This window comes from uncultured Pseudoteredinibacter sp., assembly GCF_947502065.1.
GTDB lineage: Bacteria > Pseudomonadota > Gammaproteobacteria > Pseudomonadales > Cellvibrionaceae > Pseudoteredinibacter.
The window spans coordinates 930,644-945,667 of the sequence record NZ_CANMYE010000001.1; the positions used below are offsets into that span (position 1 = coordinate 930,644).

Sequence of the window (15,024 nt, forward strand, 5' to 3'; positions counted from 1 at the left end):
TTAGCGAGGCGACTATGAGTTTTCTTCTGCAGCAAGGCTACATTCGATCAACTGAAGATGTTCCAAGTAAAGATCGTCAAGCATTCTGGTGCGATGCGGTCTGCCATGAATACGTTAAGCTCGACTGTAATATTAATGCACAAAGCCCATTTAGAGGATCGGTTCGTGGTGGTGTTGGGCTTTCTAAGCTGCGTTTCTCTGAAGTTTTAGCAGATCCCCAAGAGGTTCGTCGCGATAAGCATTTAATCTCTCAATCTACCGAAGAAGACTTCTTGATTAGCTTTCAGCTAAGTCAAGAAGGTTTTGTTCGCCAAAATGGACGTGAAGCGCATTTAAAACAAGGGAACTTTGCCTTATACGATAGTACCGAACCCTATACCTTATCGTTCAACAAACCATTTCATCAATTAATCATTCAGATGCCGAAAGACGTTTTACGGCAACATTTGTTGGAGCCAGAGCGTTATACAGCAGTGTGCATTGATGGGCAGCAGGGCATAGGGGCGGTCTTGTCTAATTTTATACTTTCTTTGGCGCAGGAATTAAATACTGTACCCGATGTATGCGACGAGTTGAGTGATAACCTTTTGAATATGATTGCTATGGCTTATAGCTCTTCTGTTCGGGTTAAGAGTGTTGTAGATAGTCAGCAATTACAGGAGAGTTTTAGAAAGAAGATACTGCGATTTATCGACAATAATTTATCAGAGCCGGAATTAAATAATCAAAAAATTGCTGATGCTCAAGGAATTTCACTCAGGTATTTGCAAAAATTATTCGAAGGGCAGGAATATAGCCTTCATCAAATCGTCTTGGATAAAAGATTACAAAAAGCCCAAACTATGCTTTTGGATAAGCGCTGCCCGGTATCAAACTTAGAGCAATTGGCCTATAGCTGTGGTTTTAACAGCTACGCGCATTTTTCGCGTAGCTTTAAAAAACACTTTGGCCTGTCTCCGAGTGAGCTGAAAGCTTAATTGTTTGTTTTTAACTTTGGCTTTTGAACCGAGTGAATAACGTAATCACCCTCAAGGTAAACAACAAAGCTGGCATAGTGCCACTGACTGATCGGTGGTTGTCCTACGGGGCCGGAAACATGATTAGGCTCTCCAAAATCACCTAGTAACTGTTTGCTATTTAAGCCTCGTTTGGGAAGCTCGCTGTTCATGGTTCCTTGGCTGCCAATTGGCACTCGGATTTGCTCGGCATGCGCTATGGATGCGAATGAAGCGCCTAATAGCAAACTGCTTGCAATGACTGAAGTACTAATAAGGGCACGATTTATTTTTTTGTTTAGCAAGTAACTGCCAATCATAATCTAGTCCTTTCCCTAAGTGTGTGTCTAAAGTGCTTTGTTATAGGAATATAATAAGGGATATAGAGGGAAGATTGTAGCTGTGTTTTGCTGGCGGCTATGTAGGGTTAGCTCTCTTTAAGAGCCTTTGCAGTGTTTGACCTAAGGCTATTCGGTGGGCTGGTTCTCACTCTAGGCCTTGCTTGCGTCGATGGCTTTGCATTTGTTTTTTGAATACTCGGCGAGTGAGCTGTTTTTGTTGCTCATCATCAATATCGCAAAAGGCAATGGCAACTTGGTGCCCTTTAGGAACCGCGGCTAAGCAGCGAACGACTCGGCCGTAGAGGTGCAGCTGCCAGCCATCTTCGCTTATGCCTAAAGAGACGGCTACATAGTCGCCGACATTGAGCCCGCTGTCGTGATTAAAGGCTAAACCACCCTCGCTTAGATTAAGCTTTACCATTTGCTGAGCGCTTTGGGTTTGACAAAGGTGTTGGCTTAAAAGCTGTGTTTTACGATTAAGTAAACCTAGATAAATAGCGACAGCTCGATGTTCCTTAGCAATCTCGCGCAGCAAGTTCTGGCCTTCATCGTCTAACTTGCTTAACTCGGCTAATAGCTGTTGCTCGCGTTGTTGAGTGAAGAGCTCGCTAGCGAGGTGGTTGCGCATGGTTTTAGGTTCAACCAGCTTAAAGTCGAAATGCAACTGATCATCCACCCTGTAGTGGCAACGTCTATCTCGACCAGGCGTATCAGATTTCGAGGATTGGGACTTAGGTAGTGGTGATTCAGTCATAGCGCTTAAATCTTTACGTTTATGCTGAAAGTCTAGCAGTTAATCTGCGCTTTGCTTTGACTCTTAAATCCTCTTTTTCTTATTTTGGATCAGTGGCTCCTGAGGGCTAGCTGAGGCTTGGCTAAAAAACCATCAGGCGTATTGTAGTTATCGATAGTAGCTTGGCTACTGTTATAGTAAGCTATTAATTTATAAAGGAATTCGGTTTAATAAGGCTATGTCAAATCTAGCGCGATTTATAGGGCTTCGGTATACCCGGGCTAAAAGTAGTCATCAGTTCCTTTCTTTTGTTAGCGGTTTTTCATTTATCGGAATGATGCTGGGCGTCATGGCCTTGGTGGTTGTGTTATCCGTAATGAATGGCTTTGACCGGGAGCTCAAGCAGCGGCTATTGGCGGTGATTCCCCATGGCTTTATTGCCACTGAACCTTACACAGAGGATTGGCAAACACTGGCCAAGTTGGCAAAACAACAGCCAGATGTCATAGGCGCCGCCCCCTATATTGAAGGATTCGGTTTACTGTCTCATCGTGGCTTGAACATGGATGCGGCCTTGGTAGCCGTTGATCCAAGCCTCGAGCGGGAGGTTTCCATCATTGATCAGCACATCATTGCAGGTGATATGGGTAAGCTGCAAGCGGGAGAATATGGCGTTGTAATTGGTCGTATTTTGGCACAAAGACTCAGAGCTAATATTGGTGACAAGATCACCTTAACGCTACCTGAGGTCAGTATCACACCAGCCGGTGCTTTTCCTCGCAGCAAGCGCTTCACTGTGGTTGCGGTGTTTAAAGTAGGGGCTCAAGTAGATCAATCTTTAGCAATGATTCATCTGCAAGATGGCAAAAAACTCTTTAAGTTGGGAGATAAGGTTCACGGTGTGCGAGTTGCCTTTGATGATATCTATCAAGCGGAAGCAGGCCTAAAAGCGATTCAGTCTGCGAGCCCACAAAGTACCGTCACAAAAAGTTGGGCGCAAACCCAGGGCAGTCTTTTTCAAGCTATGAAAATGGAAAAGATCATGATTGCTATTATGTTATTTTTGATTATTGCCGTGGCTGCTTTCAATGTAATCACCTCTTTGGTGCTGATGGTTGCAGATAAACGCAGCGATATCGCAGTGTTACGAACAATGGGGATGAGCCAGCGTCAGGTGATGGCTGTATTTGTCACGCAAGGTATGGCCTTAGGAGGGTTAGGCATCCTTTTGGGGCTGCTGTTGGGTTTGCCTCTGGCCTATTGGTTGGGGGATTTAAGTTTATATATTGAGTCTCTAAGCGGCCAACAACTATTCGATCCGGATATCTATTTTATTGCGGAGCTGCCATCGGAAGTACGCTTCAATGACGTTTTAATTGTTACTGTGATCGCTTTTTTAATTACTTTGTTGGCGACCTTGTACCCAGCTTACCGCGCCAGCCGAATTGAGCCTGCCGAAGCGTTGCGCTATGAATAGACAGTTAAAGACCAGTATTAGATGCATGGAAAAAAAATTATGAGCGCTGTTTTGGAATGCGTGAATTTAAGCAAGTCCTATGACGAAGGGCCCGAGCCTGTTCATGTGCTAGAGGAGGTCAATTTCAGCCTGCAAAGCGCCGAGCGAGTGGCCATTGTGGGTGCCTCTGGCTCCGGTAAATCGACTCTGCTGAATCTATTAGGTGGTTTGGATCAGCCGAGCTCTGGATCAGTAACCTTAAGCGCCCAAGCGTTTTCTTCGCTGAGCCCAAATGAACGCGGTAAAATGCGTAATCGACATATGGGCTTTGTTTACCAGTTCCATCATTTACTGCCTGAGTTTAGTGCCCTAGAAAACGTCGCTATGCCTTTGATGATTGGTGGCCAGAGCTTTAGCGAGGCTAAAGATTCAGCATCGCAAATGCTAGCGAAAGTAGGATTGGCAGAACGTCTGAGTCATCGCCCTAGTGCATTATCCGGTGGTGAGCGCCAGCGCGTTGCAATTGCCCGTGCCCTGGTTAATAAACCTGATTGCGTACTTATGGATGAGCCTACCGGTAATTTGGATGCTGATACCGCCGCCGAAATTGAATTACTAATCGGTGATTTAAACCAACAGCTTGGTATTAGCTTTATTTTAGTGACCCATGATCAAGCTTTGGCATTGCGAATGGATCGGGTGTTGATGCTCTCGAAGCGCAAGCTGCAGCAGGTTGAAAGCCTATGATGCGGCGATACGCACCACTGATAGGTTTGCGTTACAGTGGCAGTCAGCGTAAAGGTGCGGGCTCGGTTTTGGTGAGTTTTATCTCCCGCTTGTCGATGGCCGCGATGATTTTGGGTGTAGCGGTATTGATTGTTGTTTTATCACTGATGAATGGCTTTGAGGCCGAACTGCGTCAGCGTATTTTGGGATTGGTGCCACAGGTATCTGTGTATCAACGAGGTGGTATTGAAGACTGGCAAAGCCTGGCGAGACAACTAAAAGATAAACCCGAAGTGACCGCAGTTGCGCCATTTGTGGAAATGCAAGGCTTGGCGAATCGCAAAGGTAAAACCATGCCTGTCGTGCTCTATGGTGTAGAGCCACAAAGAGAGCTAAAGGTTTCTGTTATTGGTGAATTTATTGATAAGGCGCGCTTATTGGCTTTATCGCAAGAATCACAAATTCCACAGGTAATCATCGGCTCTGCCTTGGCCAAAAAACTTGAACTAAAAGCTGAGCAAAGCTTTCGCCTAGTGATTCCCGCAGAGCGTCGTGGTAAAAGTGCAAAAATTGAAGTCCTGCGGGTGCTGGATATTGTTCACACGGGTACAGAGTTGGATCAGCATTTAATACTGGCTGGCTTAACCCAGGCTGCAAGGTTATCGCCTTATAGCAATAAAGTTACTGGCTTACGTTTATCTTTAAGTGATTTAGACTTGGCGCCACAGCTACGTTTATTTTTAAGTCAAGAGCTTGGTTACAGCTACTATGTCTCAGATTGGACTCACAGCAAGGGAAATTTATATCACGGCGTAAAAATGTCAAAACGCTTAGTGAGCCTCATCCTTTTATTGATCATCGCCATCGCGGCTTTTAATGTGGTTTCAACCTTGGTGATGGTGGTTATCGAAAAGCAGGGCAGTATCGCTATTTTACGGACAATGGGTGCAAGTACCGCAGGTATTATGACGATATTTGTTATTCAAGGGGCGGTAATTGGTTTTGTTGGGGCTGGGCTCGGTGCTGCCTTAGGTGCAGTGTTAGCAACTATACTGCCCCAGATGGTTGCAGGGCTAGAAGTTTTGTTAGGCTTTCAGTTTTTGCAATCGGATGTTTACCCCATTAGCTATGTGCCGTCCGATTTGCGCTTAGAAGATGTTCTAACGATCGCTTTAAGTGCTTTGTCTATGAGTTTGTTGGCTTCTCTCTATCCGGCTTGGAGGGCGGCGAATATTGGGCCAGCTAAGGTCTTACGCTACGAATAACAAATAAATACGGTGAAAGGTCAGTGGCTTTATTTGCTGGTTTTTTTTCGTCGCGCTTCTTTTCGTTTTTCCCAATTGCTCACTACATGCCAGCGCCAAAAGCCTTGTATAAATAGATAGCCAAGGCAGCCAAACAAAATGGCACAAAATAAAGAGCCGGTTAGCAGTGGGACCCATAACTTGGGAAACTCATGTTGCACCCAGGCCCATGAAAGCTCGATGCTGAATTCAAGTTCTGGGGTTTGAAGCATCCAGGCGCCTAAGCGGTAACAGGCGTAAAAAATAGGCGGAATCGTAATGGGGTTACTTATCCAAACAAGGCCGACTGAAATGGGCAGGTTGCTGCGCAAGACAAATGCCATAAGTGCTGCCATCACCATTTGGCCGGGCAAGGGTACAAAGGTACAAAACAAGCCCACAAAAAATGCGACAGACACCGAGTGGCGATTTAAATGAAATAAATTAGGATCGTCCAGCAAAGAGCCGAGCAGATGTAGACCGGGTTGGCGCTTTATTTTTTCCGGATCTGGGATCCAGCGCTTTAACAACTTCTTTGGCATTCGGTCTAGCGGCCCTATATTAAGCTTGAGGTTTACCTTAACAAGCTATGGCAAAAGTAAAAACAGGATTATGCCTTGTAATTGTGACAACCACTAGACTGAAATCCTTCAATCTTGGCGAATCTTGATCTAGGGGCGGTAAACTCTGTTCCTATGGCTAAGCTTTTAATAGCTTTCGGCTATATTGTCGACAAAAGTAGGGTCTTCTTCGCCTTGACAGGGGCTATTCTGGCCAATAAACTGCCTTTCTATTAAAGATTGTCAACAATCTCGGGGTTGGAGCTTAGAAACCGGCTTAGCTGTGTGCTTAATGCTTCAATTGTCTGCAAAGTGATCAAATGGTGCGCCCTTGGAATCCATTCCACTTAGAACCATCGCTGATAAGGTCTTTCAAGATCTAGTAACCGCTATTGTGGAAGGCAGCATTCCTGCCGGCAGTAAAATCTCTGAACCCGAGCTCGCAAAATCTCTTGGTATTTCACGTGGGCCTTTGCGTGAAGCTATTGCTCGGCTGGAAGCCTGTGGCTTGTTGATCCGTAAACCCAATGTCGGTGCCAGAGTTGTTACTCTGTCTGCGCAAGACATGATTGAGGTCTCTGAAGTAAGAGAGCCGCTTGAGGGTATGGCCTGTCGCTTGGCAGCTGAGCACCGCAGTGATGAGGATCTTGCAGAACTACGCCGCTTATTAGAGCAACACATGACCATGGATGCCTTGCAAAAAGGGCAGTCCTATTATCAAAAAGAAGGTGATCTGGATTTTCACTATCGTATTGTCCAGTGCTGCAAAAATCAAAAGCTGATCGGGCTTTTGTGTGATGATCTTTACCACTTGGTGCGTATGTATCGCTACCAATATGGCATGTCTAGCCCGCGCGCCCACCGAGCCTTTCGTGAACACACTCAAATTATAGATGCCATCGAAGATCGCGATGGTGAGCTGGCCGAATTCTTAATGCGACGCCATATCCGTGCGTCGCGTAACAATATTCAAGCTCGCCTTCTACAAGAAGCCGAAGCACAAGTTAATACCTAAAAGGAGCCACTTATGAGCGAACGACTCTCACCGGGAGCCAAATTCCGCAAAGCCCTTGCCGACAATAAGCCGCTACAGGTTGTTGGTACCATCAATGCTTACACTGCAATGATGGCTAAGCAAAATGGACACCAAGCTATCTATCTTTCTGGTGGTGGCGTTGCCAACGCTTCATATGGCTTACCGGATTTAGGTATGACCTCTCTAAATGATGTTGTTGCCGATGTATCTCGCATTACTTCCGCTTGTGACCTTCCTTTATTGGTGGATATCGATACTGGTTGGGGTGGTGCATTTAATATCGCAAAAACCATTCGCGATATGGAAAAAGCCGGCGCAGCTGCAGTACACATTGAAGATCAGGTTGCTCAAAAGCGTTGTGGCCACCGCCCGAATAAAGAAATCGTTTCCACCGAGGAAATGGTTGACCGAATCAAGGCCGCTGTTGATGCGCGCACTGATAAAGACTTCTTCATCATGGCAAGAACAGATGCATTTGCCCAAGAAGGTTTGGAAGCAGCCCTAGAGCGCGCCAAGGCTTATGTTGCGGCCGGCGCTGATGGCATCTTTGCCGAAGCGGTTAAAACCGAAGAACATTACCGCGCCTTCTCTGAAGCCCTAGATGTACCTATCTTGGCTAATATCACCGAGTTTGGTCAAACCGAATTGTGGAGCCGCGAGGAGCTGGGCGAGTGGGGCGCAGGTATTGTGTTGTACCCACTATCAGCTTTTCGCGCAATGAACAAAGCCGCTGAAAATGTATACCGAGCGATCTTAGAAGATGGCCATCAGCGCAACGTTATCGACACCATGCAAACCCGCATGGAGCTTTACGATTATCTTGGCTACCACGATTACGAGCAAAAGCTAGATGCTCTTTTCGCGGAAGGTAAGAATAAGTAAACGTTAGAAGTGAGACGTGAGACGTGAGACGTGAGACGTTGGATGTAAAACGTGAGACGTAAGACGTTAGACGTATAGAGGTAGAAGGTGGGGCAGTGTTTGCTTTGCAATAAAGAGCGAGCGCCGAAAGAACAAAAAAGACTCGCGTCCTTTTGCGAGGCTTTTTTGTGAAAGAGGGAAGCCCGGAGGGCCGCCGCTCGCAAAGCAAACACTGCCCCAGCTTCTACCGAACTTCAGGCACTTTGTATTCGGATATTCACGATATTCGGAGTTACACCATAATTGGATGTGTCCAAACAAAATACGAAAGATCAAAGAAAATATTTGATCAAAACTTAAATCAACAGCAAGCGATTTGAAAGATAAAAGTCTGGGAGAAATATAATGGCTAAAGTACTAAGCGGTGCCGGCCTACGAGGCCAAGTAGCAGGTAAAACAGCATTATCAACCGTAGGTAAATCCGGTTCAGGCCTAACTTACCGCGGCTACGATGTAAAAGACTTAGCAGCAAAATGTGAGTTCGAAGAAGTCGCCCACCTAATCCTAAAAGGTCAGCTGCCAACGCAGGCCGAGCTGGATGCCTACAAAACCAAACTAAAAGGCTTGCGTGGATTACCCGCACAGCTAAAAACTGTATTGGAAAACATTCCTAAAGAAGCCCACCCAATGGACGTAATGCGCACCGGCGTATCCATGTTGGGTAACCTAGAAACCGAAATGAGCTTCGATGAGCAAGGTGATCAAGCTGATCGTATCTTGGCAACGCTAAGCTCAATGATCTGTTACTGGTATCGCTTCAGTCACGATGGTGTAAAAATCGAAACTGAAACCGATGATGACACCATTGGCGCACACTTCTTACACATGCTACGCGGCGAAAAGCCAAACGAACTGCATGAGCGCGTAATGAACGTTTCTTTGATTCTATACGCCGAGCACGAATTTAACGCTTCAACCTTTACCGCTCGCGTATGTGCTTCTACCTTATCTGATATGCACAGCTGTGTGACTGGCGCAATTGGCTCACTACGTGGCCCACTGCACGGTGGTGCTAATGAAGCCGCCATGGAAATGATTGAAAACTGGAAGTCTGCCGACGAAGCCGAACGCGAAATGATGGGCATGCTAGAGCGCAAAGAAAAGATTATGGGCTTTGGTCACGCGATCTACTCTGAATCTGATCCACGTAATGCCATCATCAAAGAGTGGTCTGAAAAATTGGCCGCTGATGTAGGCGACGTCGTACTGTACCCAGTATCTGTACGCTGTGAAGAAGTCATGTGGCGCGAGAAAAAATTGTTCTGTAATGCTGACTTCTTCCACGCTTCGGCTTACCACTTCATGGATATTCCAACCAAGCTGTTTACCCCAATCTTTGTGGTATCCCGTGTAACGGGTTGGGCAGCACACGTAATGGAGCAGCGTGCGGACAACCGTATTATTCGTCCTTCGGCTGAATACACCGGTGAAGAGTTACGTGAAGTAACTCCAATCGCTGAGCGTTAATTTTAAGCAATAAAAGTTATACCTGGTGACTGCTGGCTTCTTGCAATCACCGGGCTTTCTTGTATTTACCGTTTTGTCTTAGTATTTAGCGACCGATAAAACGTCTAGAAATTTTCAAATAGGTGTTACATGAACACTGAATTCCGTAAATCTCTACCGGGCCACGATATCGATTTCTTTGATACCCGAGCCGCCGTAGAGGCGATAAAGCCTGGTTCTTACGACAAATTAAATTACACTTCAAAGGTATTGGCTGAGCAATTGGTGCGTCGCTGTGAGCCAGAAACTTTGAACGATTGCCTAACTCAGATTATTGAATCTCGCCGCGATTTGGACTTTCCCTGGTATCCCGCGCGAGTGGTGTGTCACGATATTTTAGGTCAAACAGCCTTGGTTGATTTAGCTGGCCTGCGTGACGCGATTGCAGAGCAGGGTGGTGATCCTTCAGACGTTAACCCGGTGGTCCCAACGCAATTGATTGTCGATCACTCTTTGGCGGTGGAAGCTCCGGGTTTTGACCCTGATGCTTTTGAAAAAAATCGCGCCATTGAAGATCGTCGTAACGAAGATCGTTTCCACTTTATTGAGTGGACCAAAACCGCATTTAAAAACGTTGATGTGATTCCTGCCGGTAATGGCATCATGCATCAAATCAACTTGGAAAAAATGTCACCGGTTATTCAAAACCGTGATGGCGTTGCTTATCCAGATACATGCGTGGGTACCGACTCACACACGCCGCACGTCGATGCCTTGGGTGTAATCGCCATCGGTGTGGGTGGTTTAGAGGCGGAAACCGTAATGCTAGGTCGTCCATCGATGATGCGAGTACCTGATATTGTGGGCGTTAAACTTACCGGCAAACGTAAGCCTGGTATTACCGCCACCGATATCGTATTGGCGATTACCGAGTTCCTGCGCCAAGAGCGAGTCGTTTCTGCTTATCTAGAGTTTTTTGGTGATGGTGCCGCAGATCTTACCATTGGTGACCGCGCGACGATTTCCAATATGACGCCAGAATACGGTGCCTCGGCAGGGATGTTCTATATCGATGAGCAAACCATCGATTACTTAAAGCTAACCGGCCGTGAACCAGAGCAAGTGGCTTTAGTAGAAGCTTACGCTAAAGAAACGGGCTTATGGGCGGATCAAATGGTGGAGGCGCAATACGAGCGTGTATTGGAATTCGACCTCTCCTCTGTAGGTCGTAATATGGCTGGCCCATCTAACCCGCACCGCCGCCTACCTACCTCGGCTTTGGCAGAGCGTGGCATTGCTGTTGATTTGGATAAAGCCAAAGCAGAAGAAGCCGACGGCAAAATGCCAGATGGCGCTGTGATTATCGCAGCCATCACTAGTTGTACGAACACTTCAAACCCACGCAACGTTGTGGCGGCAGGTTTGTTGGCCCGCAAAGCCAATGAGTTAGGTCTAATTCGTAAGCCTTGGGTGAAATCATCATTTGCCCCTGGTTCCAAGGTAGCGCGTTTGTACTTGGAAGAATCGGGTCTATTACCTGAGCTAGAAAAACTCGGTTTTGGTATTGTGGCTTATGCTTGCACCACCTGTAATGGTATGTCCGGTGCACTGGACCCTGAAATTCAGCAAGAAGTGATTGATCGCGATTTGTATTCGACAGCGGTACTGTCGGGTAATCGCAACTTCGATGGTCGTATTCATCCTTATGCAAAGCAGGCCTTCTTAGCTTCGCCTCCGTTAGTTGTGGCTTATGCGATTGCGGGTACTGTCCGTTTTGATATCGAACAGGATGTATTGGGTCGAGATGCTGACGGTAAAGACATTACCTTAAAAGATATCTGGCCATCCGATGAAGAGATTGATGCGATTGTGAACAAGCATGTTAAGCCTGAGCAGTTTAAACAGGTTTATATTCCAATGTTTGATCTGGGTGCGGTGGAAGAAGCTGAGTCACCTTTGTATGACTGGCGTCCACAAAGTACTTATATCCGTCGACCGCCATATTGGGAAGGCGCATTGGCAGGTGAGCGTACATTAAAAGGCATGCGTCCGCTTGCTGTGTTGGGCGATAACATTACCACTGATCACTTGTCACCGTCGAATGCGATTTTGGCCAGCAGTGCTGCCGGTGAGTACCTAGCCAAAATGGGTTTGCCTGAGGAGGACTTTAACTCTTACGCAACTCACCGTGGTGATCACCTAACGGCCCAGCGTGCAACCTTCGCTAACCCGAAATTGTTAAATGAAATGTGCCGTGACGATCAAGGTGATGTGATTCAGGGTTCTTTGGCTCGCGTAGAACCAGAAGGTAAGCAGACCCGTATGTGGGAAGCCATTGAAACCTATATGGATCGTGGTCAGAACCTCATCATTGTAGCCGGTGCGGATTACGGTCAGGGCTCTTCTCGCGATTGGGCGGCAAAAGGTGTTCGCTTAGCAGGTGTTGAGGCGATTGTTGCTGAAGGTTTTGAGCGCATTCACCGTACGAACCTAGTGGGAATGGGTGTATTACCACTTGAATTTAAAGCGGGTGATACGCGCGAAACCTATGGTATCGACGGTACTGAAACCTTTGATGTGATTGGTACGCCAGCACCACGTGCCGAGCTAACTTTGGTAATAAATCGTGCTAATGGTGAGTCAGTCGAAGTGCCAGTAACCTGTCGCTTGGATACCGCCGCTGAAGTCCATGTCTACTCAGCCGGTGGCGTACTGCAGCGTTTCGCGAAGGATTTCCTAGAAGGAAATGCCTAAAGGTTAGATGTGAGATGTGAGACGTGAGACGTCTTGCATCTCCACATCTCACCTCTTACATCTCACGTCTCACATTCAATCTTTTGGAGTTTATTATGGCTTTTGCTCCGCAAATGAAAATACCAGCCACTTATATTCGTGGCGGCACCAGTAAGGGTGTATTTTTTAAACGTGATGAATTACCCCAGGCCTGCCAGCAACCGGGCGCTGCGCGTGATGCCATGTTGCTGCGTATTATTGGTAGCCCAGATCCTTATGCTAAGCAAATTGATGGTATGGGTGGTGCCACCTCAAGTACGTCTAAAACCGTTATATTAGATAAAAGCAGCCAGCCAGAGCACGATGTCGATTATCTATTTGGCCAAGTGTCAATCGATAAGCCCTTTGTGGATTGGAGCGGTAACTGCGGTAATTTAACAGCGGCCGTTGGTGCGTTTGCGATTGCCAAAGGCATTGTTGATGCCGAGCGTGTACCTCAAAACGGTATTTGTACGGTTCGCATTTGGCAGGTCAATATTCAAAAAACTATTGTTGCCCATGTGCCTATTTGTAACGGCGAAGTGCAAGAGATAGGTGACTTTGAATTGGATGGTGTGACTTTCCCTGCAGCCGAAGTTGAAATCGAATTTATGGACCCTGCCGATGGTGAAGGTTCCATGTTCCCAACGGGCAATCTCGTTGACGATCTGGATGTGCCTGGCGTGGGCACACTGAAAGCCACCATGATTAACGCCGGAATTCCCACCATTTTTGTTAATGCCGATGCGATTGGCTATACCGGTACTGAGTTACAAGAAGCCATCAATGGTGATGATGCAGCGCTAGAAAAATTTGAAACTATTCGCGCCCATGGCGCTGTCGCGATGGGTCTTATTAGTGATGTAAGTGAAGCTGTGGCTCGCCAGCATACCCCCAAAATAGCCTTTGTCGCTCCGGCTACTAGCTATAGCTCGTCCAGTGGTAAAGACGTTAATGCTGTGGATATTGATTTGTGTGTGCGTGCTTTATCAATGGGTAAATTGCACCATGCAATGATGGGTACCGCGGCGGTAGCTATTGGCACGGCGGCGGCTATTCCTGGCACCTTGGTGAATGAAGCCGCTGGTGGCGGTGAACGCAATGCGGTCCGTTTTGGTCATCCTTCAGGTACTCTACGTGTAGGTGCTGAAGCGAAATTGGATGGTAGTGAATGGACTGCAAGCAAAGCCATTATGAGTCGCAGTGCTCGAGTATTGATGGAAGGTTGGGTACGTATACCGGCTGATACTTTTTAGGAAAGAGTTATTGCTAAGTAAAGCCCGCCTCTAAAGCGGGCTTTTTTATGTGGGGCTTCTTTATTTGGGGGCCCGTTAATAATTTCAACACTGTCTGTCTATGCTAGAAGCCATTATTACACTTATCACTGCCACGGCTTTACTCTTGGGTTCGCCTGGCCCAGCGCCAATGGCTTTAGCCGCGGTCGGTGCGGCTTATCCATTACAGCAAGGTTTAAAGTTTCTTGCTGGTATATTGGCGGGTTTAATATGGGTGATGCTATTTTCGGCTTTTATTTTAAATGGGCTAATTAGTATTAGCCCGTATTTGCTCAGTACAATGCAAGTTCTTGCGGCTTTATACATTATTTGGGTGGCCTATAAAATCGCGACAGCGCCGATAAACCCGAGTAATGCAGGAACTTTGATGGAGCCTGGATTCTGGCAAGGCTTTGTTTTCAATCTAATAAACCCAAAAGCTTATGCTGCGTTTGTAGCCTTGTTTTCAAGCTTTATGTTGCCAGGTAAGGACAGTTTGCATGCTTTGTTAACTACCGCTGTTTGCTGCTTTGTGGTGGCTGCGCTTGTGGATGGGCTTTGGCTAATTGCAGGGCGTTTGCTAAGAACTGTATTTACAACGCCGAAGCAAGGCCGATATTTGAGGGTTCTATTTGCAGTATTGATGGTGACAGCCGTTTTGTTTGCGGCTACGAAAAGTGTGCTTCCATAATCCTTTTTATTGACGGATTAGCTCGCTCAGAGGAACGACCTGATAACCTTCATTGTCCAAATGCTTAAGCAGCATGGGTATTAATTCGACAACGTTTTGCCCTCTATTTGACTCAGGGTTCGCATCGTCACCATCATGAAGTATTAATATTCCACCTGGTTTTAAATTGTCGGCAATGGTTTTTAGTTGCTTCTGTGCACTGTTGCTTGCCTCCGGGAAGGGCAGGATGCCGGTGATCGTAGTGAGCTGTAATTGTTCCACCTGCCGCCAAAGGTTTCGACCGATCTGACCTCCGGGGGGACGAAAATACCTTGGTTTTATGCCGGTAGCTTGGTAGATGCTGGTTTCGGCCTTTAATAACTCCTGGTCGGGAAGGCTAGGGAGATAGAGTTTGTCTAAGGACTGTTGAGCGATTAGCCCATAACCGTGGTTACCTATCTCATGGCCTTGAGCCGCTATTTCTTTAGCGACTTCTGGAAAAGCGTCTACTTGGCGCCCCATAAGGAAGAATGTGGCTTTCGTCTTCTGCTCCTTTAGCAGCTTTAATACCTCTGTAGTGTACTTCGAAGGACCATCATCAAATGTAATAGCGATTACTTTGCTATTGTTCTTGTTGGCTTGCCAATAGGTATTTCCACCCCACTGGGCGGGCCATACAAACTCAAATACAGCCGTGTAATACTCAAATACAGCGATTGCGATAGACAGCACAAGCGCTGCGGGCTTTATTATTTTTAATAGCATCTCTGTCTTATTTCGGCAGTTTTGTTGAGATGCTTTATGTTAGATA

The 15,024-nt window shown here is 46.6% G+C and carries 14 protein-coding genes; 10 read left to right on the plus strand and 4 right to left on the minus strand.

Annotated features, from left to right (window positions below; genetic code table 11):
• Positions 1-14 precede the first annotated feature (14 nt).
• Positions 15-977, plus strand: a complete 963-nt coding sequence (locus tag Q1A41_RS03990) for a helix-turn-helix domain-containing protein (protein WP_299975003.1) — start codon at positions 15-17, stop codon at positions 975-977.
• On the opposite strand, the gene Q1A41_RS03995 is transcribed toward Q1A41_RS03990, so the two are convergent.
• The gene (locus tag Q1A41_RS03995) at positions 974-1,315 is read right to left on the minus strand and encodes a hypothetical protein (protein ID WP_299975006.1); all 342 of its coding nucleotides are present in this window, start codon (positions 1,313-1,315) and stop codon (positions 974-976) included. The two genes, Q1A41_RS03990 and Q1A41_RS03995, sit on opposite strands and share 4 nt — an antisense overlap.
• 166 nt (positions 1,316-1,481) lie before the next feature.
• Positions 1,482-2,090, minus strand: coding sequence for a PilZ domain-containing protein (locus Q1A41_RS04000; protein WP_299975009.1), 609 nt, complete (start codon positions 2,088-2,090; stop codon positions 1,482-1,484).
• A 217-nt stretch (positions 2,091-2,307) separates the two neighbouring features.
• Between Q1A41_RS04000 and Q1A41_RS04005 the strand changes: the two genes are divergently transcribed.
• From Q1A41_RS04005 to Q1A41_RS04015, 3 genes are read left to right on the plus strand one after another with little or no spacing between them, the layout of a single operon-like run.
• Entirely contained in the window at positions 2,308-3,546 is a 1,239-nt protein-coding gene (locus Q1A41_RS04005) for a lipoprotein-releasing ABC transporter permease subunit (RefSeq protein WP_299975012.1), read from the plus strand.
• A 36-nt stretch (positions 3,547-3,582) separates the two neighbouring features.
• Positions 3,583-4,272, plus strand: a complete 690-nt coding sequence (lolD, locus tag Q1A41_RS04010; protein ID WP_299976157.1) for a lipoprotein-releasing ABC transporter ATP-binding protein LolD — start codon at positions 3,583-3,585, stop codon at positions 4,270-4,272.
• Positions 4,269-5,516 carry a lipoprotein-releasing ABC transporter permease subunit gene (locus tag Q1A41_RS04015; RefSeq protein ID WP_299975015.1) on the plus strand — a complete coding sequence of 416 codons (1,248 nt, stop codon included), beginning with the start codon at positions 4,269-4,271 and terminating at the stop codon, positions 5,514-5,516. Before lolD ends, Q1A41_RS04015 begins: the two co-directional genes overlap by 4 nt.
• Positions 5,517-5,545: 29 nt before the next feature.
• Here the strand turns inward: Q1A41_RS04015 and Q1A41_RS04020 are convergent, their stop codons facing one another.
• Positions 5,546-6,076, minus strand: coding sequence for a DUF2062 domain-containing protein (locus Q1A41_RS04020; protein WP_299975019.1), 531 nt, complete (start codon positions 6,074-6,076; stop codon positions 5,546-5,548).
• A gap of 349 nt (positions 6,077-6,425) precedes the next feature.
• Between Q1A41_RS04020 and Q1A41_RS04025 the strand changes: the two genes are divergently transcribed.
• The 6 genes from Q1A41_RS04025 to Q1A41_RS04050 all read left to right on the plus strand — a co-directional run bounded on the left by Q1A41_RS04025 (position 6,426) and on the right by Q1A41_RS04050 (position 14,234).
• Positions 6,426-7,109, plus strand: coding sequence for a GntR family transcriptional regulator (locus Q1A41_RS04025; RefSeq protein ID WP_299975022.1), 684 nt, complete (start codon positions 6,426-6,428; stop codon positions 7,107-7,109).
• A gap of 12 nt (positions 7,110-7,121) precedes the next feature.
• Complete coding sequence (prpB, locus tag Q1A41_RS04030; protein ID WP_299768321.1) at positions 7,122-8,012, plus strand: methylisocitrate lyase; 891 nt, start codon at positions 7,122-7,124, stop codon at positions 8,010-8,012.
• Positions 8,013-8,396: 384 nt separating this feature from the next.
• Positions 8,397-9,518: a 2-methylcitrate synthase gene (prpC, locus tag Q1A41_RS04035; RefSeq protein WP_299975025.1), complete on the plus strand. Its 1,122-nt coding sequence runs from the start codon at positions 8,397-8,399 to the stop codon at positions 9,516-9,518.
• Positions 9,519-9,647: 129 nt separating this feature from the next.
• A complete protein-coding gene (gene acnD, locus Q1A41_RS04040; RefSeq protein ID WP_299975027.1) occupies positions 9,648-12,251 on the plus strand; it encodes a Fe/S-dependent 2-methylisocitrate dehydratase AcnD in 2,604 nt (867 codons plus the stop codon).
• Positions 12,252-12,346: 95 nt separating this feature from the next.
• Entirely contained in the window at positions 12,347-13,525 is a 1,179-nt protein-coding gene (gene prpF / locus Q1A41_RS04045) for a 2-methylaconitate cis-trans isomerase PrpF (protein ID WP_299975030.1), read from the plus strand.
• Between the two features lie 100 nt (positions 13,526-13,625).
• Positions 13,626-14,234 carry a LysE family translocator gene (locus Q1A41_RS04050; protein ID WP_299975032.1) on the plus strand — a complete coding sequence of 203 codons (609 nt, stop codon included), beginning with the start codon at positions 13,626-13,628 and terminating at the stop codon, positions 14,232-14,234.
• A 6-nt stretch (positions 14,235-14,240) separates the two neighbouring features.
• On the opposite strand, the gene Q1A41_RS04055 is transcribed toward Q1A41_RS04050, so the two are convergent.
• Positions 14,241-14,978 (minus strand): polysaccharide deacetylase family protein, encoded by a 738-nt coding sequence (locus Q1A41_RS04055; protein ID WP_299975035.1) that lies wholly within the window; start codon positions 14,976-14,978, stop codon positions 14,241-14,243.
• Positions 14,979-15,024: the final 46 nt, after the last annotated feature.

Excerpts from the sequence above, each read along its gene's own strand:
- Q1A41_RS03990 (WP_299975003.1), top strand. The coding sequence starts at position 15 with ATGAGTTTTCTTCTGCAGCAAGGCTACATTCGATCAACTGAAGATGTT.
- Q1A41_RS03995 (WP_299975006.1), bottom strand. The coding sequence starts at position 1,315 with ATGATTGGCAGTTACTTGCTAAACAAAAAAATAAATCGTGCCCTTATT.
- Q1A41_RS04000 (WP_299975009.1), bottom strand. The coding sequence starts at position 2,090 with ATGACTGAATCACCACTACCTAAGTCCCAATCCTCGAAATCTGATACG.
- Q1A41_RS04005 (WP_299975012.1), top strand. The coding sequence starts at position 2,308 with ATGTCAAATCTAGCGCGATTTATAGGGCTTCGGTATACCCGGGCTAAA.
- Q1A41_RS04015 (WP_299975015.1), top strand. The coding sequence starts at position 4,269 with ATGATGCGGCGATACGCACCACTGATAGGTTTGCGTTACAGTGGCAGT.
- Q1A41_RS04020 (WP_299975019.1), bottom strand. The coding sequence starts at position 6,076 with ATGCCAAAGAAGTTGTTAAAGCGCTGGATCCCAGATCCGGAAAAAATA.
- prpB (WP_299768321.1), top strand. The coding sequence starts at position 7,122 with ATGAGCGAACGACTCTCACCGGGAGCCAAATTCCGCAAAGCCCTTGCC.
- prpC (WP_299975025.1), top strand. The coding sequence starts at position 8,397 with ATGGCTAAAGTACTAAGCGGTGCCGGCCTACGAGGCCAAGTAGCAGGT.
- acnD (WP_299975027.1), top strand. The coding sequence starts at position 9,648 with ATGAACACTGAATTCCGTAAATCTCTACCGGGCCACGATATCGATTTC.
- prpF (WP_299975030.1), top strand. The coding sequence starts at position 12,347 with ATGGCTTTTGCTCCGCAAATGAAAATACCAGCCACTTATATTCGTGGC.
- Q1A41_RS04050 (WP_299975032.1), top strand. The coding sequence starts at position 13,626 with ATGCTAGAAGCCATTATTACACTTATCACTGCCACGGCTTTACTCTTG.
- Q1A41_RS04055 (WP_299975035.1), bottom strand. The coding sequence starts at position 14,978 with ATGCTATTAAAAATAATAAAGCCCGCAGCGCTTGTGCTGTCTATCGCA.